The organism is Naumannella cuiyingiana (genome assembly GCF_013408305.1).
GTDB classification, from domain to species: domain Bacteria; phylum Actinomycetota; class Actinomycetes; order Propionibacteriales; family Propionibacteriaceae; genus Naumannella; species Naumannella cuiyingiana.
In genome coordinates, this window is the sequence record NZ_JACBZS010000001.1 from 3,400,661 (window position 1) to 3,423,843 (window position 23,183).

At 70.3% G+C, this 23,183-nt stretch carries 25 protein-coding genes and 4 tRNA genes; 22 read left to right on the forward strand and 7 right to left on the reverse strand.

Going from position 1 to position 23,183, the window contains the following annotated elements:
• Nucleotides 1-164: 164 nt before the first annotated feature.
• From GGQ54_RS15985 to GGQ54_RS15995, 3 genes are read left to right on the forward strand one after another with little or no spacing between them, the layout of a single operon-like run.
• Nucleotides 165-1,454 (forward strand): ABC transporter substrate-binding protein, encoded by a 1,290-nt coding sequence (locus GGQ54_RS15985; protein WP_179446254.1) that lies wholly within the window; start codon nucleotides 165-167, stop codon nucleotides 1,452-1,454.
• The gene (locus GGQ54_RS15990; RefSeq protein ID WP_218843906.1) at nucleotides 1,451-2,347 is read left to right on the forward strand and encodes an ABC transporter permease subunit; all 897 of its coding nucleotides are present in this window, start codon (nucleotides 1,451-1,453) and stop codon (nucleotides 2,345-2,347) included. Before GGQ54_RS15985 ends, GGQ54_RS15990 begins: the two co-directional genes overlap by 4 nt.
• Nucleotides 2,344-3,240, forward strand: a complete 897-nt coding sequence (locus tag GGQ54_RS15995; RefSeq protein WP_179446255.1) for a carbohydrate ABC transporter permease — start codon at nucleotides 2,344-2,346, stop codon at nucleotides 3,238-3,240. The genes GGQ54_RS15990 and GGQ54_RS15995 overlap by 4 nt, the downstream gene beginning before the upstream one ends.
• On the opposite strand, the gene GGQ54_RS16000 is transcribed toward GGQ54_RS15995, so the two are convergent.
• On the reverse strand, nucleotides 3,151-4,137 hold the full coding sequence (locus GGQ54_RS16000) for a YihY/virulence factor BrkB family protein (RefSeq protein WP_179446256.1): 987 nt from the start codon (nucleotides 4,135-4,137) through the stop codon (nucleotides 3,151-3,153). The two genes, GGQ54_RS15995 and GGQ54_RS16000, sit on opposite strands and share 90 nt — an antisense overlap.
• A 64-nt stretch (nucleotides 4,138-4,201) precedes the next feature.
• On the opposite strand from GGQ54_RS16000, the gene GGQ54_RS16005 reads away from it, so the two are divergent.
• Nucleotides 4,202-5,140 carry an NAD(P)H-binding protein gene (locus GGQ54_RS16005; protein WP_179446257.1) on the forward strand — a complete coding sequence of 313 codons (939 nt, stop codon included), beginning with the start codon at nucleotides 4,202-4,204 and terminating at the stop codon, nucleotides 5,138-5,140.
• On the opposite strand, the gene GGQ54_RS16010 is transcribed toward GGQ54_RS16005, so the two are convergent.
• The 4 genes from GGQ54_RS16010 to GGQ54_RS16025 all read right to left on the reverse strand — a co-directional run bounded on the left by GGQ54_RS16010 (nucleotide 5,099) and on the right by GGQ54_RS16025 (nucleotide 6,085).
• A complete protein-coding gene (locus GGQ54_RS16010; protein WP_179446258.1) occupies nucleotides 5,099-5,734 on the reverse strand; it encodes a CPBP family intramembrane glutamic endopeptidase in 636 nt (211 codons plus the stop codon). The two genes, GGQ54_RS16005 and GGQ54_RS16010, sit on opposite strands and share 42 nt — an antisense overlap.
• 64 nt (nucleotides 5,735-5,798) lie before the next feature.
• Nucleotides 5,799-5,874, reverse strand: a tRNA-Val gene (locus GGQ54_RS16015).
• 1 nt (nucleotide 5,875) lies between these two features.
• Nucleotides 5,876-5,946 (reverse strand) — tRNA-Cys (locus GGQ54_RS16020).
• Between the two features lie 66 nt (nucleotides 5,947-6,012).
• Nucleotides 6,013-6,085: transfer RNA gene (locus tag GGQ54_RS16025), tRNA-Gly, on the reverse strand.
• 88 nt (nucleotides 6,086-6,173) lie between these two features.
• On the opposite strand from GGQ54_RS16025, the gene GGQ54_RS16030 reads away from it, so the two are divergent.
• Nucleotides 6,174-6,587, forward strand: a complete 414-nt coding sequence (locus GGQ54_RS16030) for a nitroreductase family deazaflavin-dependent oxidoreductase (protein ID WP_179446259.1) — start codon at nucleotides 6,174-6,176, stop codon at nucleotides 6,585-6,587.
• Nucleotides 6,588-6,614: 27 nt separating this feature from the next.
• Nucleotides 6,615-7,451, forward strand: coding sequence for an aminotransferase class IV (locus GGQ54_RS16035; RefSeq protein WP_179446260.1), 837 nt, complete (start codon nucleotides 6,615-6,617; stop codon nucleotides 7,449-7,451).
• Nucleotides 7,452-7,455: 4 nt separating this feature from the next.
• Here the strand turns inward: GGQ54_RS16035 and GGQ54_RS16040 are convergent, their stop codons facing one another.
• Nucleotides 7,456-8,871, reverse strand: coding sequence for an MFS transporter (locus tag GGQ54_RS16040; protein ID WP_179446261.1), 1,416 nt, complete (start codon nucleotides 8,869-8,871; stop codon nucleotides 7,456-7,458).
• A gap of 63 nt (nucleotides 8,872-8,934) precedes the next feature.
• On the opposite strand from GGQ54_RS16040, the gene soxR reads away from it, so the two are divergent.
• Nucleotides 8,935-9,393 (forward strand): redox-sensitive transcriptional activator SoxR, encoded by a 459-nt coding sequence (soxR, locus tag GGQ54_RS16045; protein WP_179446262.1) that lies wholly within the window; start codon nucleotides 8,935-8,937, stop codon nucleotides 9,391-9,393.
• Between the two features lie 32 nt (nucleotides 9,394-9,425).
• On the opposite strand, the gene GGQ54_RS16050 is transcribed toward soxR, so the two are convergent.
• Complete coding sequence (locus GGQ54_RS16050) at nucleotides 9,426-10,283, reverse strand: LysR substrate-binding domain-containing protein (RefSeq protein ID WP_179446263.1); 858 nt, start codon at nucleotides 10,281-10,283, stop codon at nucleotides 9,426-9,428.
• A gap of 89 nt (nucleotides 10,284-10,372) precedes the next feature.
• Between GGQ54_RS16050 and GGQ54_RS16055 the strand changes: the two genes are divergently transcribed.
• From GGQ54_RS16055 to gcvH, 15 genes are all read left to right on the forward strand, one after another.
• Nucleotides 10,373-11,875, forward strand: coding sequence for an MFS transporter (locus GGQ54_RS16055; RefSeq protein ID WP_179446264.1), 1,503 nt, complete (start codon nucleotides 10,373-10,375; stop codon nucleotides 11,873-11,875).
• A gap of 15 nt (nucleotides 11,876-11,890) precedes the next feature.
• A tRNA-Val gene (locus tag GGQ54_RS16060) sits at nucleotides 11,891-11,962 on the forward strand.
• A gap of 208 nt (nucleotides 11,963-12,170) precedes the next feature.
• Nucleotides 12,171-12,806 (forward strand): FCD domain-containing protein, encoded by a 636-nt coding sequence (locus GGQ54_RS16065; RefSeq protein WP_179446265.1) that lies wholly within the window; start codon nucleotides 12,171-12,173, stop codon nucleotides 12,804-12,806.
• The gene (locus GGQ54_RS16070) at nucleotides 12,806-14,137 is read left to right on the forward strand and encodes an ankyrin repeat domain-containing protein (protein ID WP_179446266.1); all 1,332 of its coding nucleotides are present in this window, start codon (nucleotides 12,806-12,808) and stop codon (nucleotides 14,135-14,137) included. Before GGQ54_RS16065 ends, GGQ54_RS16070 begins: the two co-directional genes overlap by 1 nt.
• Before the next feature lie 530 nt (nucleotides 14,138-14,667).
• Complete coding sequence (locus GGQ54_RS17515) at nucleotides 14,668-14,802, forward strand: hypothetical protein (protein ID WP_281370025.1); 135 nt, start codon at nucleotides 14,668-14,670, stop codon at nucleotides 14,800-14,802.
• Nucleotides 14,803-14,857: 55 nt separating this feature from the next.
• Complete coding sequence (thrS, locus tag GGQ54_RS16075) at nucleotides 14,858-16,897, forward strand: threonine--tRNA ligase (RefSeq protein WP_179446672.1); 2,040 nt, start codon at nucleotides 14,858-14,860, stop codon at nucleotides 16,895-16,897.
• 18 nt (nucleotides 16,898-16,915) lie between these two features.
• Complete coding sequence (locus GGQ54_RS16080; RefSeq protein ID WP_246293530.1) at nucleotides 16,916-17,497, forward strand: HIT family protein; 582 nt, start codon at nucleotides 16,916-16,918, stop codon at nucleotides 17,495-17,497.
• Nucleotides 17,497-18,093, forward strand: coding sequence for a phosphatidylinositol phosphate synthase (gene pgsA / locus GGQ54_RS16085; protein ID WP_179446267.1), 597 nt, complete (start codon nucleotides 17,497-17,499; stop codon nucleotides 18,091-18,093). Before GGQ54_RS16080 ends, pgsA begins: the two co-directional genes overlap by 1 nt.
• Nucleotides 18,094-18,096: 3 nt before the next feature.
• Nucleotides 18,097-18,978 (forward strand): phosphatidylinositol mannoside acyltransferase, encoded by an 882-nt coding sequence (locus GGQ54_RS16090; RefSeq protein ID WP_179446268.1) that lies wholly within the window; start codon nucleotides 18,097-18,099, stop codon nucleotides 18,976-18,978.
• A complete protein-coding gene (locus GGQ54_RS16095; protein WP_179446269.1) occupies nucleotides 18,975-20,087 on the forward strand; it encodes a glycosyltransferase family 4 protein in 1,113 nt (370 codons plus the stop codon). Before GGQ54_RS16090 ends, GGQ54_RS16095 begins: the two co-directional genes overlap by 4 nt.
• Nucleotides 20,088-20,168: 81 nt before the next feature.
• Nucleotides 20,169-20,735, forward strand: coding sequence for a cardiolipin synthase ClsA (gene clsA, locus GGQ54_RS16100; RefSeq protein ID WP_343046029.1), 567 nt, complete (start codon nucleotides 20,169-20,171; stop codon nucleotides 20,733-20,735).
• A 13-nt stretch (nucleotides 20,736-20,748) separates the two neighbouring features.
• Nucleotides 20,749-21,612 (forward strand): DUF881 domain-containing protein, encoded by an 864-nt coding sequence (locus GGQ54_RS16105; protein WP_179446270.1) that lies wholly within the window; start codon nucleotides 20,749-20,751, stop codon nucleotides 21,610-21,612.
• Nucleotides 21,609-21,941: a small basic family protein gene (locus tag GGQ54_RS16110; RefSeq protein ID WP_179446271.1), complete on the forward strand. Its 333-nt coding sequence runs from the start codon at nucleotides 21,609-21,611 to the stop codon at nucleotides 21,939-21,941. Before GGQ54_RS16105 ends, GGQ54_RS16110 begins: the two co-directional genes overlap by 4 nt.
• A complete protein-coding gene (locus GGQ54_RS16115) occupies nucleotides 21,934-22,770 on the forward strand; it encodes a DUF881 domain-containing protein (RefSeq protein WP_179446272.1) in 837 nt (278 codons plus the stop codon). The genes GGQ54_RS16110 and GGQ54_RS16115 overlap by 8 nt, the downstream gene beginning before the upstream one ends.
• Before the next feature lie 26 nt (nucleotides 22,771-22,796).
• On the forward strand, nucleotides 22,797-23,183 hold the full coding sequence (gene gcvH / locus GGQ54_RS16120) for a glycine cleavage system protein GcvH (protein WP_179446273.1): 387 nt from the start codon (nucleotides 22,797-22,799) through the stop codon (nucleotides 23,181-23,183).

Below are 23,183 nucleotides of genomic sequence, written 5' to 3' on the forward strand. Positions count from 1 at the left end.
GCTGAGATACCAAAGTATGAGATTGAATCTCACATATTGAGCATCGACCTCGTGGCCTCGGGTCACGGCTGGGCGACATATCGCGCCGGCGTCTCGTCAATCGTGGCCGGATCGGCAAAACTGTGCGCGGCAGTGTGGCTCCCCCAATGCGGAAGGACGACGCGATGCGACGAGGACTGATCAGGACGGCGGCCGGGCTAGGCGCGGCGCTGGTGCTGGCGGCGACCGCGGCCTGTGCGCCCGGCGGCGCCGGGGGCGAGGCGGAGCAGACGGGCGACCAGACGCTGACCTACCTGTACTTCACCGACGGTCCGGACGAGCAGGCGACGCGCGACCTGATCGCCCGCTTCGAGCAGGAGACGGGGGCCACGGTGAACCTCGAACTGATCCCGTACGCCAATCTGGAGCAGACGCTGCAGGCCAGGCTCTCCGGTGGTAATCCCCCCGACGTTGCCCGCCTGACCACGCTCACCCCGGTCCGCGACGACCTGGTCGATCTGACCGCGCTGCGACCGGAGCTCGCGGGGCAGTACCTCGACGGCATGGCCGGACCGGCCACCGGGCCGGGCGGCGAGCTGCTCGCGGTGCCCAGCGACCTGACGCTGAACGGGCCGATGATCAATCTCGACCTGTTCGAGAAGGCCGGCGTCGAGCCACCGACGGCGCAGCGGCCGTGGCGGTCGTGGGACGAGGTCGTCGAGGCGGCCGAGCAGGTGAAGAAGGGCGCCGGCACCGAGTTCGGTCTGGCCATGGACGTGTCGGGTCACCGGTTCTCCACGATGATGAGCCAGTACGGGACGACCGTCTTCGACGAATCGGGTACGCAGGTCGCGCTCGCCGAGGAGCCGGCCGTCGCCGCCGTGACCAGGTTCGCCGAGCTGAATGCCGACGGCGTGATGCCGCGCGACCTGTGGTTGCAGGCCGGTACGCGCTACACCGCGGCGAACGAGATCTTCCTCGCCCAGCAGGCGCCGATCTATGTTTCGGGCAACTGGCAGGTCGCGGCCTTCGCCGAGTCCGCTGAGTTCGACTGGGCGGCGGTGCCGAACCCCTGCCAGGAGCGCTGCGGCGGATTCCCGGGCGGCAAGTTCATGGGCGCGTTCAAGGCCAGCCCGCGCCAGCAGCTCGCCGCCGACTTCATCGCCTTCATGAACTCCGCCGACTCCCAGCGCTATCTGGCGGACAAGGCCAACTTCCTGCCGACCCGCAAGGACCTGATCGAGTCCGGGGTGGAATACAGCAACCGCGATGCCGACATGCAGGTCTTCCTCGCCGATGTCCAGCAGACCCCGCCCGACACCTTCGGCACGTCGTTCTCGCCCGCCTTCAGCGCCACCAGCACCGAGATGACCAAGGTGCTCGCCGCCGTGTTGGCGGGGCAGCAGGATCCGGCCCAGGCCGTGGCCGCCTTCCGCAAGGGCGCGGAGAAGTCGCTGCAGGACGCGGCCGGGTGAGCCGGCCCGTCGCACGCCGGCGGCGGTTCACGGCGCGTACGCTCGCGCCGTACCTGTTCATTGCGCCGAACCTGGTGATCTTCTTGCTGTTCACGATCTGGCCGGCGATCAACATGGTCAACATCTCCCTCTACGACTCCCGCGACGGGCGCAATTTCCGGTTCGTCGGGACCAGCAACTACTCCGAGCTGGTCAGCGATGCCGAGTTCTGGCAGGTGGCCGGTCAGACCGTCTTCTACGTGATCTGCTTCGTGATCGCGACCACAGTGCTGGCCACGGCGTACGCCGTGCTGCTGAACGACGCCTTCCCCGGGCGGGGGTTCTTCCGGGCGGTGCTGTTCCTGCCGAGCCTGCTCTCGGCCGTGGTGATCGGGCTGTTGTGGCGCTGGCTGCTGGACCGGACGAACGGTCTGGTGAACATCGTCCTCGGCACGCTCGGCCTGCCCGAGCCGGGTTGGCTGATCAACGGACCGCTCGCGATGGGGGTGATCATCGCGGTCGGGCTGTGGATCCACCTGGGCTTCTACACGCTGATCATGTTGTCCGGGCTGCAGGGAATCGACCCGACGGTCTACGAGGCGGCGCATGTCGACGGCGCCTCGCGCTGGCAACAGTTCCGGCACCTCACCTGGCCACTGCTGCGCCCGACGACCCTGGTGGTGGTGATCCTCGGCACCATGTCGGCCTTCCAGTCCTTCGACTACATCTACTCGCTGACCGGCGGTGGCCCGGTCGGCGCGACGATGCTGATGGTGCAGTTCGTCTACGAGCGGGCCTTCGTCTCGCCGATCCGCTACGGGATCGCCGCGGCCGGTTCGGTGGTGTTGTTCATCTGCGTGTTCGCCTTCACCATGCTGAACTTCCTCAACGCGCGGCGTCGGGGCATCGCATGAGCGCCCCGGCGACGAACCCGCCCGATGTCGCCGCAGGGCGGCCGGCCGCGCCGACCTGGACCGGCACCGGCCGCCGCCCGCCGACGGGCTGGGCGATCGCGCGTTACGTGATCCTGATCGCCACCGCGCTGCTGATCCTCGGCCCGCTGGTCTGGACCTTCGTGTCGAGCTTCAAGACCCCCACCGAACTGGCGCAGCGGCCGCCGGTGATCCTGCCCGCGCAGTGGAGCCTGGAGAACTACACCGGGGCGCTGGAGCGATTCCCGTTCGCGACCTATCTGCGCAACTCGGTGATCGTCACGGTCGCCGCCACCGCGTTGACGGTCGTGATCAACACGATGTGCGCCTACGGCCTGGCCAAGTACAACTTCCGCGGCCGCAACTTCGTCTTCCTGCTCGTGCTGGCGACGATCATGATCCCGCTGCAGGTGATCCTGATCCCGGTCTACCAGATGGCCTACCAGCTCGGGCTGGTGAACACGTTGTGGGGCCTGATCATCCCGCCGGCGGCGACGCCGACCGGGGTGTTCCTGATCCGGCAGTACATGCTGGGGATACCGGACGATCTGATCGAGGCCGCGCGGGTCGACGGAGCGAGCGAGTTCGGCATCTTCGCCCGGGTCGTGCTGCCGCTGTGCGGTCCGCCGATCGCGGTGGTCACCATCTTCTCGATCATGTGGCGCTGGAACGACTTCTTGTGGCCGCTGGTGATCTCCCAGCAGCAGGACAACTACACCCTCCCGGTCGCGTTGGCCCAGTTCAACGCCGAACTGATCGTGCCGTTCAACTACATCCTGGCGATGTCAGTCGTCTCGATGGTTCCGGTGATCATCATCTTCTTGTTCCTCCAGCGCCAGATCGTCACCGGCATCGCCAGCAGCGGCCTGAAGTGAGTCCTCGGCCCGTCGCGGAGTCGGGCGTACCCCCGCAAACCGGGGAAAGACCTCGGCGACGGAGGCGTTGATGGCCGCGCCGATCAGCACGGCCAGCGACGTCAGATAGAGCCACAACAAGACGGCGATCGGCGCTGCGAGCGGCCCGTAGATCGAGGTGGTGTCGCTGGCGAAGGAGAGCACCAGGCGCAGGAGCTGGCTGCCGACCAGCCACATCACCATCGTCCACAGCGCGCCCGGCAGGTGCGAGTGCCAGGCGTGGCGTTCGGGCACCGCGAGATAGAACATCGTGGTGACCAGCCCGATCGAGAGCAACGTCACCACGGGCCAGTAGAGCCCGGCCAGCCAGGCAACCCGCTCGGGCAACAGCTCGCCGATCAGCGAAGGCCCGGTGAGGATCAGCGGGATCAGCACGATGCCGATCACCAGCAACAACAAGAACAGCGCAAAGCTGAGGGCCCGCTGCCGCACGATGCTGCGCCTGCCCTGGTAGCCATACATCAGGCTGACGGTCTCGACGAAGACCGCGATCGCCCGCGATCCCGTCCACAGGGCGATCAGGAAGCCGATCGACACCACATCGGAGCGCCGGCTGCTGATCACCTCGTCGATGGTGGGGGCGAGGATCGACTCGATGCTGGTCCGGGTCAGGAACTGGCCCGCGAAACCGAGGATGTCGTCGCGCAGCCCGAAGATCGTCGACGGGTCGGTCTGTGCGGCGACGAAGCCGAGCGCTCCGACCAGCGCGAACAGCATCGGCGGCAGCGACAACAGGGCGAAGAACGCGCTCTCCGCCGCGAGGCCGATCACGCGATAGCGAAACCCGGCGCGGAAGGCCAGCACACCGACCTTGCGGAGCCGTCCCGGAACGGTGTCCGTGCCGGGGATCGCGTTCATTGCTCCTATCCTGACAGTCCCGGCGCGCGGTCCGGGCAACGACACGCAACGCACGGAGGCGGCGGTGGCATCGATCCTGGTGGCAGGGGCGACCGGTTTCGTGGGACGGCGGCTGGTGCCGGCCCTCGCGGAGGCCGGGCACGATGTGCGGGCGATGACCCGCAACCCCGACGAGTACGCCGGGCCGGCCAGACCGGTGGCGGGTGATGTCGCCGACGCCGGGTCGCTGGCCGACGCGATGGCCGGCGCGACCGTCGCCTACTACCTGGTGCACGGACTCGGGTCGCGGGACTTCGAGACCGAGGATGCCCGCGCCGCGCAGAACTTCGGTGCAGCCGCGGCCCGGGCCGGGGTGCGCCAGATCGTCTACCTCGGCGGCCTGGGCAGCGATCGCGACGACCTGTCGCCGCACCTGCGCTCGCGGCGCGAGGCGGAGCGGCTGCTGGCGGCGGCAGGCGTACCCGTGACCACCCTGCGGGCGGCGATCATCGTCGGCCACGGCGGGATCTCGTGGGAGATGACGCGCGAGCTGGTCGATGCGCTGCCGGTGATGATCGCCCCGCGGTGGGTGAACACGCGGGTGCAGCCGATCTGGATCGGCGACGCCGTGCGCTATCTCGTCGGGGTCGCGGAGCGGGAGGAGGCGCTGGGCCGCACGTATGAGATCGGCGGCGCCGACGTGCTCACCTATCGCCGGATGATGCAGGTGCTGGGGCGGATCCTGAACCGGCGGCCGCTGCCGGTGTTCATCGCCCCGGTGGCCACGCCCCGGGCATCCGCGCTCTGGCTGTCGTTGATCACCCGGGTCGACCCCGTGACGGGTCGCAACCTGCTGGAGTCGGTCTCCAACGAGGTGATCGTGACCGACGATGCCATCACCGATCTGGTGCCCGGCCCCGTGCTCGGCTATCGGCAGATGGTGCTCGCGGCGCTGCGCGAGCGGCTGGCGGCGCTGACCGGGTCAGCCGACGACGGCGGGGAGCGCGAGCAGCATGGTCAGTGACCACACCACATGGGTGACCGCCGGAAGCACGATCCCTCCGCTGGAGCGCCGCTGCAGGCCGGTGACCGTACCGAGCACCAGCGCGGCGAAGATCATCATCGGGTTCAGCGATCCGGCGGTGACCGCCGCATAGGCCAGGGTGCTGACCAGAACCGGCCGGCGGGCGAGCCGGGCGTAGACGGCACCGCGGAAGAACAGTTCCTCCGCGACGCCCGTCAGCGCCGTGATCGCGACCACCGCCACGAACGGCGTGTGATCGGCCTGCCCGGTGACCGCTCGCACGGCGTCCGCCAGTGCGGGAACGGCGCGCACGACGAACGCCCCGACGACGAAGACCGCCGCCAGCAACGCACCGGCGCAGACACCCGCCGCCAGGACGGACCAGAGCGGTCGCCCGCCGCCCGGATCGCGTCGCGTGGCGAGGGCGGAGCCGACCACGGCGTACAGCAGACACAGCGCGACCGACCAGCCGAAGAACTCCGGGTCGCCGGTCGCGGCAAAGATCCGGAACACGCAGTACGCGGCGATGACCAGCGTGGCGCCGATGACCGTCGGGACGACCCACGAGGGGTAGTGGCGCGGCGGTTCGATCATCAGGGCTCCGTCCCTGGCCGGGAGAGCGAGGGGCTGCCGACCGTCGCCGGTCGGCAGCCCTTGGTGGTGGGCGATACTGGAATCGAACCAGTGACCTCTTCCGTGTCAGGGAAGCGCGCTAGCCCCTGCGCCAATCGCCCGAGGTGGAGACGGGATTTGAACCCGTGTAGACGGATTTGCAGTCCGTTGCCTCGCCTCTCGGCCACTCCACCAGGTGAGGAGCCCAACCTTGGTGGTTGAGACCCTGGTCGAGACCACCGGGGCTGAGACCCGCTCCGAGCGGACGACGGGATTCGAACCCGCGACCCTCACCTTGGCAAGGTGATGCTCTACCAACTGAGCCACGTCCGCATCGCTGTGCCGTTTCCGGCAGCAGCGCGTGGAAGAGACTAGCCGACGACTCTGGCCGCGCACAAACCAGCGCGCTAGCGTCGGGTGCATGGGACAGTGGGAGTGGGTGCGCAAGCAACTGGCGGACATCGACGCCGCGGGCGACACAGCGGCGGCCAGCGTGAAGGGGATGGCCGTCGTGGTGATGAACCAGCAGGGAGCGAAGACCGGCGAGCTTCGGCGGGTGCCCGTGATGCGGGTCGAGGCCGACGGAAACTACGCGGCCGTGGCGAGCAAGGGCGGTTCGCCGGAGAATCCGGTGTGGTTCAACAACCTGGTCGCCCACCCCGACATCGAGCTGATGGACGGCAGCGACACCTTCCCGGTGCGGGCGCGGCTGGTGGACGACCCCGAGGAGTACCGAACCTGGTGGGACCGATCCGTCGCGGCGTACCCGCCCTATGCGGAGTACCAGACCAAGACCGATCGCAAGATCCCGATCTTCGTGCTCGAGCCGCGCTGACGGTCGTCGCCGTGGCAGCATGGGCGGGTGAGTGAAGCCCGCCCGCGTGTCTGGATCGACGGCACGCTGTACGCCGATGCCGCCGACGCGACCGTGCCCGCCGATGATCATGGGCTGGTCGCCGGCGACGGCGTCTTCGAAACCCTGAAGATCGAGCCGTGGGGCGCGTTCGCGATCGGCCGGCACGTCCGCCGGTTGGAGAACTCCGCCAAGGTTCTCGGCCTGCCGACGCCCGAGGAGTCGGCGGTACGCGAGGGTATCGCCGCCGTCCTGGCGGGGCGGGACTTCGAGTTCGGACGGCTCCGGATCACCTGGACGGGCGGCATCGGGCCGCTCAGCAGCAATGCCGCGTACGGGCCGCCGCGGCTGATCGTCGCAGCCGGTCCGGCGGCGCGCACCAGCGAACCGGGGCGGATCGTCACCGTGCCCTGGACCCGCAACCCCGACGACCCGCTGTCGGGGATCAAGACGACGTCGTACGCCGGCAATGTTCGCGCCCTGGCGTACGCCCATGATCACGGCGCCGGGGAGGCGCTGTTCTGCAACACCCGTGGCCAGGTCTGCGAGGCGTCCGGGTCGAACATCTTCCTCGTCTTCGGCGACCGCGTGATCACGCCGACGCTGGCCGCGGGTCCGCTGGCCGGCATCACCCGGGCCTGCGTGATCGAGCAGTCCGGCGCGGTGGAGGAGGACATCGACCTCGCCGCCGCGCAGCGGGCCGACGAGGTCTTCCTCACCGGCTCGCTGCGCGACGTGCACCCGATCGTCGCCTGGGACGAGCACAGCTATCCGGTCGGACCGGTGACCGCCGCGATCGCCGAGGAGTTCGCGCGCCGTTCGGTCGACGAGCCCGATCCCGCCTGAGCGGCTACTCGGCGACGGCGCGGCGGCGTACCGCTGCCAGGGCCGTCACCACGCCGAGTGCCGCCAGGACGGCCAGCCCGACGAAGAGGTTGATCGCGGCCTGCGGCATGGACGGCAGGCCGGCGTTGACCAGGACGCCGGCGAGGGCGGCCCCGAGGCTCTGTGCGGCCAGGCCGACCAACGGGATGGTGGCGGCCGCCTTGCCGGCCTCTGCCGCATCGGTGACATTGCTCATCGTCGCGTAGCTGAGCACGGGGAAGCCGAAGCCGATGCCGGCGCCGGCGATCACCAACAACACGAACCAGACGATCGCCAGGCCGGGCCCCGCCGGCTCGCGCTGGGTGAGCGCGGCGCCGAGGAAGCCCGCTGCCAACAGGCCGGGCCCGATGATCAACAGTGCCGAGCGCGACCGCGGGGTCGCGGCGCGGGCGCCGAGCAGGCCGAAGAACGACCAGCCGACCGAGACCGCGGCACCGAAGAAGCCGGCGACCACCGGGGCGAGGCCGGCCATGCTCTGGCCGAACAGCGGCGTGAAGGCCTCGCTGACGACGGCAATGGTCAGCATCGCATTGGTCAGCATCAGCCAGCGCATCGGCGATCCCGGCCGATAGGTGGAGTCCGGCAGTACCGAGGAGCGGGCCCGGCGGTCCCAGGCGACGAAGGCGACGAGCAGGACCGCGGCCGCGGCGAGCAGCGCGACCCGCGCCGCACCCTCGGTGATCGAGGCGACGCTCAGCGCGGCCACCGCGGCGGTCAGCAGCGCGACCGAGCCGAGCGGGAACGGCTCGACCTGCCCGGTGCGACCGTGCCCGCGCAGTGCCCGCGGCGCGACGAACCCGAGAGCAAGGCCGGCCAGCGCGATCATCGCGAAGGCCAGCCGCCAGGCGTCGAACTGGGCGAAGAGGCCGCCGAGGACCGGCCCGACGAGCGTGCCGACGCCGAACATCGCCGAGATCAGCCCGGTGGCCATTCCCCACAGGCGTTGCGGAAGCACGGTGCGGACCAGGGCGTACCCGAGCCCGGACAGCAGCCCGCCGCCCAGCCCGACGACGGCGCGGCCGGCGAGCAGCACCGGCATCGTCGGCGCGAGCGTGCAGACGATCCCACCGACGAGGTAGGTGGCGAAGGCGAGCAGGTACGCGCCGACGGCCCCGAGCCTGGCCAGGGCCTGGCCGACGCCCATCACGCCGATGATCGAGACGACGACATAGATCGTCGTCGGCCAGGCGTACAGCTCCCGACCACCGATCTCGGCGACGACCGAGGGCATCAGGGCCGTGGTGACGAACATCGTGATCGCGGCCAGCAGGAAGCCGCCGGCCAGGATGCCGACGGCGCCGGCATTGCCGTCACGGAAGAGATCGGTGAAGCGCGGGGAGTCGCTGCGTGGGGCGTGGACGGATGGGGATTCCGAGGTCATGCAGCAAACCTAGAAACTCAAGTGGACTTGAGATCAAGGGCCGAACAGCGCGAAGATTCGATCATGGAGGGGCATCCACATCCCAGCGACCTGTTGAGCATCGGCGAGATCGCCGGGCGGACCGGCGTGGCGAAGTCGGCGCTGCACTACTACGAGCAGCTCGGGTTGATCGTGGCCACGCGTACGGTCGGGAACCAGCGCCGCTATCACCGCCACATGGTGCGGCGGATCTCGCTGATCGTGGTCGCCAAGCGGCTGGGGATCCCGCTCGCCGACGTGCAGCAGGCGTTCGGCGAGCTGCCGATGGATCGCCAGCCGACCGCCCGCGACTGGCGGCGGGTGTCGAAGGTCTGGCGCGCGACCCTGGCCCAACGCCGCCACCAGATCGAACGCCTGGAACGCGAACTGAACGGTTGCATCGGTTGTGGCTGCCTGTCGATGAGCGCCTGCAAGCTGCTGAATCCCGACGACGAGCTGTCCCAGCAGGGGCCGGGTCCGCGGCGGCTGGAGGTCGACGGCTAGGTGTATGCGCGAGGCAGGCGAGCGGTGATCAGTCAGGCGTGGTGCAGGGCGAGCACGTCCTGGACCACGTCGCGGATGGTGCGGGCATCGGTGTCTGTGACGTGGGTGGCTGTCTGTGTTCTCATCACGACGCCGGGCGGCTCGGGCAAGCCAGAGACCGCGTAAATGCTGTCGGGAAGCCGGCCGAGGGCGGGTAACAGGGTGTAGCCGAGATTGGTGCGTACCGCCGCTTGAATCCCGGCCAGGTCGGGTGATTCTGCACTGATGTCGTAGCGCAGGCCGGCTGCGGCGATGGTGTCTATCGCGCCGCGGCGCAGGCCGCAGTCGTGGTCGAACAGGACGAGCGGTACGCGGCGCCTTGGGGGGTGTTCGGCGGTTGCGAGCTCTCGCCCGGCGACCCATTGGGTGGGAATCGCTCCGATCTCGGTGGGGTCGCTGGTGAGTCTTTCGAGAACGAGTGCCGCGTCGAGCTGGTTGCGGTTGACGGCGTCGCGCAATCGCGCGCTGCGCCCGAGTCGTAGCTGGATGTTCTTCCGTGGCAGGGCTGCTCGTAGCTGATGCACCAGAGCCGGAAGGAGGATGTCGACGGCGTGGTCCATCGCCCCGATCGTGACGGTCTGGGTGCGGTCGATGAAGTCGTCCAGGGCGGCGTCGTGTGCTTCGAGGATTCGTGTCGCGTGCGTGAGGAAGCGTTCGCCGTCCTGGGTGAATCGGATCGCCCGACCTTCGCGGGTCACCAGCTGCACCTTGAGGGTGTCCTCCAGACGCTGAACGTGTCGGCTGACGGCAGCCTGAGTGAGGTGAAGAACCCGAGCCGCCTTGTGAAAGCCGCCGCACTGGGCAACGGCGACCAAGCTACGCATGGTGACGATGTCGAGCGTCTCGGGCACACCTCATCGTAGACGATCCGCAAACGGTATCGATACCGATACGGAATCATTGTTGGACCAACCGGTCAGCCTCTGGTGACGATGAAGGCATGCCTCGTACCACGCGTCTCGTGCGGCCCGGTCTCGTGCTCGGTATCTGTTGTCTGAGCCTGCTGATCGTCGGCGTGGACAATACGATCGTCACGATCGGGCTGCCACAGATCCGGCAAGACATGCACGCCTCGTTCTCGTCCGCACAGTGGACGGTGGATGCCTATCAGCTGGTCCTGGGCGCCTTCTTGCTGACGGCGGGTGCGACAGCGGACCGATGGGGACGGCGGCTGACGTTGCAAACAGGTCTGGCCGTCTTCACGATCGCTTCGGCGTTGTGCGCCGCGGCGCCCACCATCGGTTGGCTCATCGGGTCCCGGGTCGTCCAGGCGCTGGGCGGCTCGATGATGAATCCCGTCGCGATAGCAATCGTCACGCAGGTCTACCCCGACGCCCGTCGCCGAGCCCACGCCTTCGGTATCTGGAGCGGGGTCTACGGGCTGAGCATGGCGATCGGCCCGGTGCTGGGCGGTTTCCTGGTCCAACACGCCGGTTGGCGATCGATCTTCTGGGTGAACATCCCGATCGGTGTGATAGCGATCGGGCTGTGCGCGTGGGCCGTTCCGGAGTCCAAGTCACCAACCCGACGCCGGTTTGACGCGATCGGGCAAGCACTGGTCATCGTGATCTTGCTGGCGTTGACGTACGCCATCATCGAGGGCAACTCGCTGGGGTGGGCATCGGCTCGGATCATCGTCCTGGCAGTGATCGTCCTGGTGTGTGCCGCCGCGCTGGTGTGGTGGGAGGGCCGCGTCCCCGAGCCAGTCGTCGACCCGCTGTTCTTCCGCAGCGCACCGTTCTCCGGTGCCATCCTCATCGCTCTGATCGGCATGGGCGGCACCGCCGGTTACCTGTGGGTGGTGACGTTCTACCTGCAGGATGCCCGCGGTCTTTCACCCGCCAGTGCTGGCGCGTTGATGCTGCCGATCGCGGCGATGGTGCTGATCGTTGCCCCCCTGTCGGGTCGGCTGGCAGCACGCCATGGCCCGCGGATCCCGCTGGCGATCAGCGGCTGCTGCGTGGCGATCTCCGCCGCGCTGCTCACCCGCCTGCACCAGCACACGTCGCTGTTGGTGCTCCTGACGTCCTTCGTCGTGTTCGGCATCGGGTTCGGCATGCTCAACGCGCCGATCACCAACGCCGCGGTTGCTGGGATGCCGAAGAGCCAGGCGGCCGTTGCGTCTGCAGTCGCATCAACCGGCCGCCAGGTCGGCCAAGCACTCGGCGTCGCCATCGTGGGCGCCGTCGTCGTCAACCGCATCAACCTGCGCGCAGTGGCCACATCACTACCAGCGGCCTCTCGCCCCGGGTGGTGGGTCATCACCGCGGCCGGAGCACTCGTTGTGGTCATCGCAATCGTCACCACAACCCGCCGAGCCCGACGCACCACCGAACGAGTCCGTGAATTGCTCGACGAGGAACACCCAGAACCTCCTGACCCGCAACAGCCGGGCAGCGAGTTGATCACTCGGCGATTTCCGCAGCCCGAGGACGTGCGCTAGTCTTGGCGCTCGCCCGGGCGATTGGCGCAGTGGTAGCGCGCTTCGTTCACACCGAAGAGGTCACTGGTTCGAACCCAGTATCGCCCACAGCAGAGAACCCTTGGTCAGGCCAGGGGTTCTTTTTCTTGGGCGGTACGCAACTCCGGCTCCGACCTGGGCCCGCACCAACTCGATCTTGGTCAGGACGTCCAGTGTGATCGACCCGACCTCGAGGTATCCGCACGGTGCGTCTGAGAACCTGCCGCAACCAGATGAGAGATCACGCGCTCGGAGCGGGTGGTATACCATCGGTGTCGTGCCGAGAACCGCCGCCGTCGTGGCCGAGGCCCGGGATGCCATCCGGGACAAGATCATCTCCGGCGACCTGTCCCCGGGGGACCGGCTGGTGGAGCGCACGCTCGGCGCGGAGCTGGCCGTCTCCCGCGTGCCGGTACGCGAGGCGCTGCGCGAGCTGGTCGCCGCCGGGTACGCCGAACAGCGGGCGACCGGCGGTATCGCCGTCCGGGCCTACACCGCCGACGAGATCGACGAGCTGGTTGCCGCCAACGCCGCCCTGGAAACCCTGCTGGTGACCAGACTCGCGCGTGAGGCGAGCGAGGGTGACGTCACCGCGCTGCGCGTCGTCCTTGCCGAGACCGCGACGGCCATCGCCAACGGCGACACCGCGGCGGCGAGCGACGGCAACGCGCGCTTCCACGAGGTGCTGAGCGCCCGCGCGCGCCCCGGGGTCACCACCGAGCTGCTCGCCCTGATCGGGCCCCGCCTGCGCTGGCTGCAGCGGCAACACACCGACCCCCGCGCGATCCACGCCGAGCACGTGGCGATCACCGATGCGATCGCGGCCGGCGACGCGGAGGTGGCGGCCGGCCTGCTCCGCGATCATGCCGTGACCAGCCGGGCGGCGGCGGTCAATCTGCACGGAGGTACCTGATGCGCCCGAGGCCGGCACCGGTCGCGGTGGCTGCCGTGGCCGTGGTGCTCGGTGCGTGTGCCGCGCCCAGCGCCGGGCCGGAACCGACCGCCCCCGCGGTGCCGACCGTCTCGCCGTCGGTCAGCCGGAGCGGTCCGGACCCGACCCAGCCCACCACCGAGACCCCGACCCCGACTCCGACACCGACAAGGGAGGCCAGCGCCGTGCGCGATCCGGCACTCGACGACGATCTGATCCGAGCCGCCTGGGCGAACGACGTGGATGCCGCCCAGGACCTGGTCGAGCGCGGCGCGGACGTCAACGCCAAGGACGCCACCGAGCAGAGCGCGTACCTGATCGCCACCTCCGAGGGCTTCTCCGAGCTGCTCCGCCTCACCCTCGACCACGGCGCCGACGTCGCCAGCCTCGACTCCTACCGCGGCACGGGCCTGATCCGCGCCGCGGAGCGCGGTCACGCCGACATCGTCGGTGAGCTGATCCAGCGTGGAGTCGACATCGATCACGTGAACCGGCTCGGCTGGACCGGGCTGCACGAGGCGCTGGTGTTCGCCGAGCGGGCCGGCGGGGAAGCGCGCGGCGACGAGCGCGACTACGTCGACACCGTTCGCGTCCTGGTCGCTGCCGGCGGCGACGTGACCCTGCGCTCACGGCGCGACGATCGGTCTCCGCTGGAGCTCGCCCGGGAGAGCGGTCTGGACGCCCAGGCCGAGCTGATCGACGCGGCGGCATCCCAGGGCCGGGTGTCGCGGGCCGAGGCGAATCGCCGCCTGCTGGATGCGGCAGCCGGTGACGACGCGGATGCGGCCGCGCTCGCCCTGCGCGGCGGCGCAGAGCTCGAGGCCCGCAACGACCGTGGCCAGACCCCGCTGCTCGTCGCCGCCGCGGCCGACAGCACGCAGGTGGCCCGGCTGCTGACCTACCTCGGCGCCGACCCGGACGCCGTCGACGACCGCTCGGACACGCCGTGGCTGGTGACCGGGGTGACCGGCAGCGTGCAGATGCTGGAAATTCTCCTGCCGGCCGATCCCGACCTGACCGCGACCAACCGGTTCGGCGGACTGTCGCCGATCCCCGCCGCCGAGCGCGGCCACGTCGACTACCTGCGACGCGTGGTCCGCACCGAGGTCGACCTCGACCATGTCAACGACCTGGGCTGGACCGCGCTGCTGGAGGCCGTCATTCTCGGCGACGGGGGAGAGCGGCACCAGCAGGTGGTGAAGATCCTGCTCGACGCGGGCGCCGACCCGGCCATCCCCGACGCCGACGGGGTGACCGCGCTGCAGCACGCGGAGCGCCGCGGGTACGACGAGATCGCCGAGCTGCTGCGCTGAGCGGGGCGGCCCGAGAGCCCGAGGCCCGACGAACCGCAGCGGGGAAAGCAAGGGGCCCCGCAACCTCATACGTAGCGGGGCCGACACCATGCGACCACCTTCGGGGCGGGGATGCACGGCGCCACGCCGAGAGGCTGCCACTCCGGCGTACCAACGGATGACCTGTGGATGAACCTGTGGTCAACCCCGCGCGAACGGTGGACAACCATCCATCCGCGGTGGGAAAGCCTGTGGACGGCAGGATTCGTCCTCCGAATTTCCCGAAACCCCTTGCAGAACTGCGATTGCGGGGCGTAGACATGTCTCACGTTCCTCCTCGGAGGAACTGCAAAGGACCGGGAATTGGTCCTACCCGAAGCTTCGGCGGAGGGTGTGGCCCGTGAGGGGGCTGCAGATCCGATTCCCCCCGGCGCGGTCCGCAGCCTCACCGCGGGTCACCCAGAGGCCCCGCCAACTCATACTTGGCGGGGCCTCACCCATTTCTCCACCACCACGGCCCGCGCGACACCGCGCGCCGTCAGCCTGCCGCGGTGAACGACGAAGCCGGCCGCGAGGAGCTCGCCGACCCGGCCTTCCCGACGACCGGACTCGGTGCCGGCGCGGGCTACGACCCGAAGACACCCCGCCGCCCGACGGGATTGTTCGGCCGCCTGTTCGGTCGCTGAGCCGCTCTCGGCCCACCGGAAACCGTGGCGACCGCGCCCGCACCGGTGCGGCATGATGGGGCATTGCGACGCCGGTGGGAACAGCCCGCGGGATCCCGAGAGAGGAAGCGCAGTGTCGGTGCAGATCACCCTGGTACGCGACGGAGACGACGACGTCCGGGAGCTGACCACCACGACGACCGGCCTCGACCTGTTCGGCGACGACAAGACGATCGTCGCCATGCGGGTCGACGGCGAGCAGCGCGACCTCGCCCGCGAGCTCGCCGGGGGCGAGCGGGTCGAGCCCATCCGGATCGACGAGCCCGAGGGCCTGGCGATCGTCCGGCACTCCGCCGCGCACGTGCTCGCCCAGGCCGTCCAGGACGCCCATCCGGACGCCAAGCTCGGCATCGGCCCGCCGATCACCGACGGCTTCTACTACGACTTCGACGTCGCCGAACCCTTCACCCCCGATGATCTCAAGGGGCTGGAGAAGTCGATGACCAAGATCATCAAGGCGCGGCAGCGGTTCGCCCGCCGCGAGGTGAGCGACGACGAGGCGCGCGCGGAGCTGGCCGACGAGCCGTACAAGCTCGAGCTGATCGGGCTGAAGGGCGCCACCTCCGACGACGACGGCAGCTCCGTCGAGGTCGGCACGGGGCAACTGACCATCTACGACAACCTGAATCGCGACGACTCACGAGCCTGGTCCGACCTGTGCCGCGGGCCGCACGTGCCGCACACCGGTTACATCCCGGCGTACGCGCTGACCCGCACCGCCGCGGCCTACTGGCGTGGCAGCGAGAAGAACCCGCAACTGCAGCGCATCTATGGCACCGCCTGGCCGAGCCGCGAGGAGCTCAAGGCGTACCAGCACCGGCTGGAGGAGGCCGCCAAGCGCGACCACCGCCGGCTCGGCCGCGAGTTGGACCTGTTCTCCTTCCCCGAGGAGATCGGCTCCGGCCTGCCGGTCTTCCACGCCAAGGGCGGGGTGATCAAGCGCGAGATGGAGGACTACGTCCGGCAGCGCCACCTCGATGCGGGCTTCGACTACGTCGGTACGCCGCACATCGCCAAGGAGGAGCTGTTCCACACCTCGGGCCACCTGCCCTACTACGGCGAGGGCATGTTCCCGGCGCTCGACGTGGACGGCCAGGACTACCGGCTGAAGGCGATGAACTGCCCGATGCACAACCTGATCTACCGCTCCCAGCAGCGTTCCTACCGGGACCTGCCGATCCGGTTGTTCGAGTTCGGGCACGTCTACCGCAACGAGAAGTCGGGCGTGATCCACGGGCTGACCCGGGTACGCGGCTTCTCCCAGGACGATTCGCACTCCTATGTCACCCCCGAGCAGGCGCCGGCCGAGGTGCAGCATCTGCTGGACTTCGTGCTCGGCCTGCTGCGCGATTTCGGTCTGGACGACTTCTACCTGGAGCTGTCCACCCGCGACGACTCCAAGCCCGACAAGTTCATCGGGTCCGACGAGGACTGGGCGATCGCCACGCAGGTGCTGGCCGATGTGGCCACCGCCTCGGGCTTGGAGCTCGTGCCCGACCCGGGCGGCGCCGCCTACTACGGGCCCAAGATCAGCATCCAGGCCCGCGACGCGATCGGGCGTACCTGGCAGATGTCGACCATCCAGTACGACTTCAACCAGCCCTCGCCCGACCGGTTCAACCTGGAATACGTCGACGCCGACGGCACCCGCCGGCAGCCCGTGATGATCCACTCGGCGAAGTTCGGCTCGATCGAGCGGTTCATCGGCGTGCTGGTCGAGCACTATGCCGGCGCCTTCCCGCCCTGGCTCGCGCCCGTGCAGGTGGTCGGCATCCCGGTCGCGGCCGAGTTCGACGGCTACCTGCAAGACGTCGCCGCCCGCCTTCGTGATCATGGGGTACGCGTCGAGGTCGACACCTCCGACGACCGGATGCAGAAGAAGATCAGGAACGCGACCAGGGCGAAGGTGCCGTTCCAGTTGATCGCCGGCGGCGAGGACCGCGACGCGGGAGCGGTGTCCTTCCGGTTCCGCGACGGCAGCCAGCGCAACGGCGTACCCGTCGACGAGGCGATCGCCGAGATCACCGGCGCGATCGCCGACCGGCGCCAGGTCTGAGGCCCGGGGGTGGGAGAGTTGAACCCGGCCGCGGGTGAGGATCCGGCGACCCTGCCGGGCGAGCCGGACGGCTTCGCCCGGCTGTGGACGCCGCACCGGATGGTCTACATCGACGGGCAGGACAAGCCGGCCGACGACAGCCCGCGCGAGTGCCCGTTCTGCCGGGCGGCGCGGCTGCCGGACGCCGAAGGGCTGGTGGTACGCCGCGGCGCGCACTGCTATGTGGTGATGAACCTCTATCCCTACTCGCCCGGGCACACCCTGGTCTGCCCGTATCGGCATGTCGCCGACTATCCCGACCTGACCGATGCCGAGACCGACGAGCTGGCCCGGCTCACCCAGCAGGCCATGATCGTCACCCGGGAGGTGTCGGGCCCCGCCGGCTTCAACCTCGGCATCAACCAGGGCGTCGTCGGCGGCGCCGGCATCCAGGCGCACCTGCACCAGCACGTGGTGCCGCGCTGGGCCGGCGATGCGAACTTCATGCCGATCATCGCGCACACCAAGCCGCTGCCGATGCTGCTGGAGGACGCCCGCTCCCGGCTGCACGAGGCCTGGCAGCGGCTCTTCGGCGCTCCCCCCGAGCGGGCGGCGGACTGATGCTGGAGAACCTGCGGGCCTTCGGCGATCGTCTGGTACGCCCGATCGCCCGGCTGCTCCTGGCGCTGCGGGTCGCGCCGGATGTGGTCACCTGGCTCGGCACGGTCGCGGTCTGCGTCACCGCGCTGATCACGGTCCCGCAGGGCTGGCTGTGGCAGGGCGCACTGATCATCGGCGTGCTGTCGTTGTCCGACACGATCGACGGGGCGATGGCCCGGTTGGATGATCGCGTGGGCCGGTGGGGGGCCTTCCTCGACTCCAGCCTGGACCGGGTCGCCGACGGGGCGATCTTCGGTTCGGTGGTGATCTTCTTCGCGCTGCGCGGTGAGCAGGCGTGGGCCGTGCTGGCGTTGGCGGTGCTGGTCACCGGCCAGTTGATCTCGTACCTGAAGGCCCGCGCCGAATCGCTCGGCGGGACCGGCGGCGGCGGGCCCGCCGCCCGCGCGGATCGGATCGTGATCATCCTGCTCGGCATGCTGGCGCACGGGCTCGGCCTGCCCTGGGCGCTGCCGGCGGCCCTGGTCGTGCTGGCGGTGCTCGGCGGCTGGACGGTCGCGCTGCGGATGCGGCGGGCCGCGCGCAGCCTGGCGGAGTGACCCGTGCCCGCCACCCCCGAGCAGGTCGATGCCCGCAACCGCCGGCTCTTCGCCGCCGGTGAGCGAATCGTGCCCCGGCTGCCGCGCCCGGTCCGGAACCTGATCATGAACCTGGGGGCCGAGTGGGCGGTGCGCTCCGACATCGCGCCGCTGCGGACCTGGGCGACCAATATCGAGCTGGCGACCGGCGAGTCGCCGGGGCCCGGGCTGCGTCGCCAGGCGATCCGCTCGTGGCTGCGTACCTATCTGGAGGTGCTCGCGCTGCCGTCCTGGCGGCCCGAACAGATCGCCGGCCGGGTCAGCGCCGATCCCGAGGGCGAACGCGTGCTGCGGCTCGCGCACGCCGGGCCGGGCGTCGTCTGCGCCCTGCCGCACAGCGGCAACTGGGATCTCGCCGGCGGCTGGGCCGCCAGCACCGGCCTGCCCGTCAGCTCGGTCGCCGAACGGCTCGGCGAGGCCGAGTTCGCCGCCTTCACCCGGATCCGCGCCGGACTCGGCATCGACATCCTCGCCCACGACGACCCGGGAGCGGTGCGCGCGCTGATCGGCGCCGTCCGGGCCGGCCGGGTGGTCTGCCTGATGGCCGATCGCGAGTTCGGCACCGGCGGGGTGGCCGTGCGCTGGAACGGGCGGCGCGTGATCATGCCGGCCGGCCCCGCGCTCGTCGCCCGGCGGACCGGCGCCGTACTGCTCGGCGTGGGCTGTCACTACACGGCGGCCGGGATGAAGATCGAGTTCTCCGACCCGATCGAGCATCGGCCCGGCCGCACCGGACTGGCCGCGATGACCCAGGACCTCGCGGACTGGTTCTCCCGGTTCGTTGCCGCGCACCCGGCAGACTGGCACGTGATGCAACCGTTCTTCGACACCGGCTCGACGAGATGAGTGGGCTACGGGTCGGGCTGGTCTGTCCCTATTCGCTCGCGGCCCCGGGCGGGGTGCAGAACCACGTCCTCGGCCTGGCACGCGAGCTGCGCCGGCTCGGGCACCAGCCGCGCGTGCTGGCACCGGGCCGCCTGGGCGCCGAGGCCGACCCGGAGCTGCGTCGGCTCGTGGCCAGCGCCGGAGCCGGGGTGCCGGTGCGCTACAACGGGTCGGTCGCCCGGGTGAACTTCGGCCCGCGCAGCCATGCGCGGGTCGCCGCCTGGCTGGCCCGCGAACGGGTCGATGTCCTGCACGTGCACGAGCCCGTCACGCCGAGCGTCGCGCTGCTGGCCCTGCGGGAGGCGCGGGCCGTCCCGGTCGTTGCGACCTTCCACACGGCCACCCCGGGCAGCACCGCGATGCGCCTCGCCGGACGCGCGCTGGGACCCATGATCGACCGCATCGATCTCGGCCTGGCGGTCTCCTCCAGCGCCCGGTCCGTCGTCCGGCGCCACCTGGGGCTCGATCCGATGATCATTCCCAACGGGGTACGCGTCGCCGACTTCGCCGGCCCGCGGGCCGAGCCCGGCCGGGCGCCGCGGGTCACGCTGCTCGGGCGACTGGACGAGGAACGCAAGGGCCTGCCGGTCTTCCTGCGGGCGCTGCCGCGGATCCGCGCCGCCCGCCCCGATGCCGAGATCGTCGTCGCCGGCCCGGGCCGGACCAAGCTGCCCGGGGGAGTGCGGCGTACCGGACTGATCAGCGACGCCGAACGCAGCGCGCTGCTGCGGGGCACCGATGTCTTCGTCGCGCCGAACCTCGCGCGGGAGAGCTTCGGTCTGATCCTGGTCGAGGCGCTGGCGGCCGGCGCCCGCGTGGTCGCCTCCGATCTGCCGGCATTTCGTGCGGTGCTGGCGGAGGGTGGCGGCCGGGCGCACGGCGCGACCGTGCCGCCCGGTGATCATCGCGCACTCGCCGACGCGGTCGTCTCGGCGCTCGACCGGCCGCCCGCCCCGCCCGCGGGCCGCGCCCACGCCCGCCGCTACGACTGGTCGGAGGTCGCCCCGCAGATCCTGCAGGCGTACCGAACCGCGATCCGGATGCGCACCCGCGGCGCCGGCATCGCCTAGGCTGGCCGGGTGTCCCGCGGCTCACCGCTTCCCGCACCCGACGGGGACACCGATGGCCTCGGCCGCCAGGTCAGCAACCGGATCTGGACCGCCCCGAATGTCTTGTCGATGGTGCGGCTGGCCGGGGTCGGCGTGTTCTTGTGGGTGCTGCTGGTGCCCCGGGCCGACCTGCTCGCGGTGGCCGTGCTGGCGGCCGCCGGCGTGACCGACTGGCTGGACGGCTGGCTCGCCCGCCGGCTGGGCCAGGTGACCAGGCTCGGCCAACTGCTCGACCCGATCGCGGATCGGCTCTACATCCTCGCGATCGTGGTCGGGTTGGCGGCGCGCGGTGTCATCCCGTGGTGGCTCGTCGCGATCCTGATCGCGCGGGACGTGATGCTGGTGCTCGTCGTCCCGTTGCTCGGCGGTCGCGGATACCGGCCGCTACCGGTGCACTTCCTGGGCAAGGCGGCGACGTTCTGCCTGCTGTACGCCTTCCCGCTGGTGCTGCTCGGCTCCGGGGAGGTGCCCATCGTGCCCGACGGGTGGGCGGTCGCCGCCCGGATCGTCGGCTGGGCGTTCGCGCTGTGGGGTACGGGCCTGTACTGGTGGGCCGGTTTGCTCTATGTGGCGCAGGCGCGCATGCTGCTGCGCGAGCGAACCGACTGAGGGAGGCGCGGACATGGGGCCGAACTGGTCGCAGATCCTGCGCCGCCGGGTACGCCCACCGCGTGACCGGCGCCGCGACGCCTCGATGGACCTGCTGAACCAACTCATCGACCAGCCGATCGAACCGGGGTACGCCGAGGCGAGCGGCGGGAGCAGGTCCGCCGGGGCCACGACCGGGCGGCGCCGCGGTGCGCTGATCGTCTTCGGCTGCCTGCTCGTCGCGGGCGCGATGATCGGGCTGTCGCTGGCCCAGACCCTGCGGGCGGCGCCGGCGGACGAACAACAGCGGCTGGATCTGGTCGACCGGATCGCCCGGCAGGAGCAGACCGTGGCCGACCAGCGGGCCCGGATCGGGACGCTCACCGACGAGATCGACGCCGCCCGCGAGCAGGCGCTGGCCGGCGACGCCACCGGCGCGCGCACCCGGGACCGGTTGGAGCGCTACGGCGAGGCGGCGCAGACGGTCGACGTCCGGGGGCCGGGCCTCGTGATCACCGTCGATGACGCACCGGCGGACGCGCAGGGCACCAGCAACCGGGTGCTCGACCGGGACCTGCAACTGCTGGTCAACGGCTTGTGGCTGTCCGGCGCCGAGGCGATCGCGATCAACGGGCACCGGCTCGGTTCGCGTACCGCGATCCGAGCGGCCGGCGACGCGATCACCGTCGACTACCGGTCCCTGACCCGGCCCTACCGGGTCGAGGCGATCGGCGATCCGCGGAACCTGCAGAGCCGTTGGGTACAGTCGTCCGGCGGCGTGCTGTGGAACTATCTCAAGGACAACTACCAGATGCGCTACGAGCTCACCGGATCCGATGAGCTCACCTTGCCGGGCAGCCCGCAGGCGCCCCTGGAACGAGCGGAGGTGGCACGATGATCGCGATCGTCGGACTGGCGCTCGGCATCCTGATCGGAGCGCTGCTCCAGCCGACCCTCCCGGCGTACCTGCAGCCCTATCTGCCCATCGCGATCGTTGCCGCGCTGGACGCCCTGTTCGGCGCTTTCCGCGCCTGGCTGGACGGCAAGTTCAACGATCGCGTCTTCGTGGTCTCCTTCGTCTCGAATGTGCTGATCGCGGCGCTGATTGTCTGGGTCGGCGACCAGATCGGGGTCGGCAGTCAGCTCTCGACCGGGGTGGTCGTGGTGCTCGGCATCCGGATCTTCACCAATGCCGCGGCCATTCGACGGGCGCTGTTCCATGCCTGAGGACACCCCGGCCGAGCGCGCGCCCGAGGAGAACGCGGAGACCCGGCGGCTGCCGCGGATCGACACCGCGCCGCACACCCCCGAACACGCGGCGCCGACCCGGGCCGCGGACGCCGAGCCGGCCGCCGACTGGCGATCGCTGCTGCGGCCCAGCCGCGCGCAGGTCGTGGTCGGCCTCGTCTTGTGCCTGGTCGCGATCGGCGTCATGGTCCAGTTGCGGGCGCGTAACGACGACGACGCCTATGCGACCGCCAGGCGCGCCGATCTGGTGCAGATCCTGGACGGGCTGAACGCCGAGTCCCGGCGCCTCGACGAGGACCTGCGCGAGCTCGAGCAGACCCGCGAGGAGCTGCGCACCGGCGCCGATCGTGAGCGGGTGGCGCGCGAGGAGGCGACCCGGCGCGAGGAGAATCTGGGCATTCTGGCCGGTACGCTGCCCGCCGTCGGACCCGGCGTCCGGATCGTCATCGACGACCCGCGCGGCGCGGTCAGCGACGCCGTACTGGTGGACGCGGTCCAGGAGTTGCGCGACGCCGGGGCGGAGGCGATCGAGATCAACAACTCGATCCGCGTCGTCGCCTCCACCGCCTTCGGGCAGGGCCCGGACGGCCCGACATCCGGCGGCACCGCGATCACCCGTCCGATCGTGATCGAGGCGATCGGAGATCCGAACAACCTCGAGGAGGGGGCCCGGTTCCGTGGCGGCCTGGTGAGTGCCGTGACGGGCGACCAGGTGGGCGGGACCGTCACGATCACCCGGGAGTCCGAGGTGCGCGTGGAATCCTTGCACAGCGCGAGCGAGAATCAGTACGCTCGCCCAGCCCGGTAGCAGCCCCAGCGGAAGAGGTGTCGGTCATGGCGGATTTCCCCGAGGACCTGAGATACAGCAACGACCACGAGTGGGCGCGGGCCGGCAACTCCGGAATCGTCCGGGTCGGCATCACCAGCTATGCCGCGGAGCAGCTCGGCGACATCGTCTTCGCCCAGCTTCCCGAACCCGGCGAAGAGGTCGCCGTCGGCGATGCCGTCGGGGAGCTCGAGTCGACCAAGAGCGTGTCCGATCTGTTCACCCCGGTCGCCGGCGTGGTGACGGCGGTCAACGAGACGCTGGCCGCGGCGCCGGAGACCGTCAACAACGATCCGTACGGCGACGGCTGGCTGTTCGAGGTCGAGGTGGCAGACACCTCCGCGCTGGAGGAGTTGCTGGACGCGGATGCCTATGCCGAGTCGGTGGCCTCCTGA

Coding starts and splice junctions, on each gene's coding strand:
- GGQ54_RS15985 (WP_179446254.1), top strand. CDS start 165: ATGCGACGAGGACTGATCAGGACGGCGGCCGGGCTAGGCGCGGCGCTG.
- GGQ54_RS15995 (WP_179446255.1), top strand. CDS start 2,344: ATGAGCGCCCCGGCGACGAACCCGCCCGATGTCGCCGCAGGGCGGCCG.
- GGQ54_RS16000 (WP_179446256.1), bottom strand. CDS start 4,137: ATGAACGCGATCCCCGGCACGGACACCGTTCCGGGACGGCTCCGCAAG.
- GGQ54_RS16010 (WP_179446258.1), bottom strand. CDS start 5,734: ATGATCGAACCGCCGCGCCACTACCCCTCGTGGGTCGTCCCGACGGTC.
- GGQ54_RS16030 (WP_179446259.1), top strand. CDS start 6,174: ATGGGACAGTGGGAGTGGGTGCGCAAGCAACTGGCGGACATCGACGCC.
- GGQ54_RS16040 (WP_179446261.1), bottom strand. CDS start 8,871: ATGACCTCGGAATCCCCATCCGTCCACGCCCCACGCAGCGACTCCCCG.
- soxR (WP_179446262.1), top strand. CDS start 8,935: ATGGAGGGGCATCCACATCCCAGCGACCTGTTGAGCATCGGCGAGATC.
- GGQ54_RS16055 (WP_179446264.1), top strand. CDS start 10,373: ATGCCTCGTACCACGCGTCTCGTGCGGCCCGGTCTCGTGCTCGGTATC.
- GGQ54_RS16070 (WP_179446266.1), top strand. CDS start 12,806: ATGCGCCCGAGGCCGGCACCGGTCGCGGTGGCTGCCGTGGCCGTGGTG.
- thrS (WP_179446672.1), top strand. CDS start 14,858: ATGGGGCATTGCGACGCCGGTGGGAACAGCCCGCGGGATCCCGAGAGA.
- pgsA (WP_179446267.1), top strand. CDS start 17,497: ATGCTGGAGAACCTGCGGGCCTTCGGCGATCGTCTGGTACGCCCGATC.
- GGQ54_RS16095 (WP_179446269.1), top strand. CDS start 18,975: ATGAGTGGGCTACGGGTCGGGCTGGTCTGTCCCTATTCGCTCGCGGCC.
- GGQ54_RS16105 (WP_179446270.1), top strand. CDS start 20,749: ATGGGGCCGAACTGGTCGCAGATCCTGCGCCGCCGGGTACGCCCACCG.
- GGQ54_RS16110 (WP_179446271.1), top strand. CDS start 21,609: ATGATCGCGATCGTCGGACTGGCGCTCGGCATCCTGATCGGAGCGCTG.
- GGQ54_RS16115 (WP_179446272.1), top strand. CDS start 21,934: ATGCCTGAGGACACCCCGGCCGAGCGCGCGCCCGAGGAGAACGCGGAG.
- gcvH (WP_179446273.1), top strand. CDS start 22,797: ATGGCGGATTTCCCCGAGGACCTGAGATACAGCAACGACCACGAGTGG.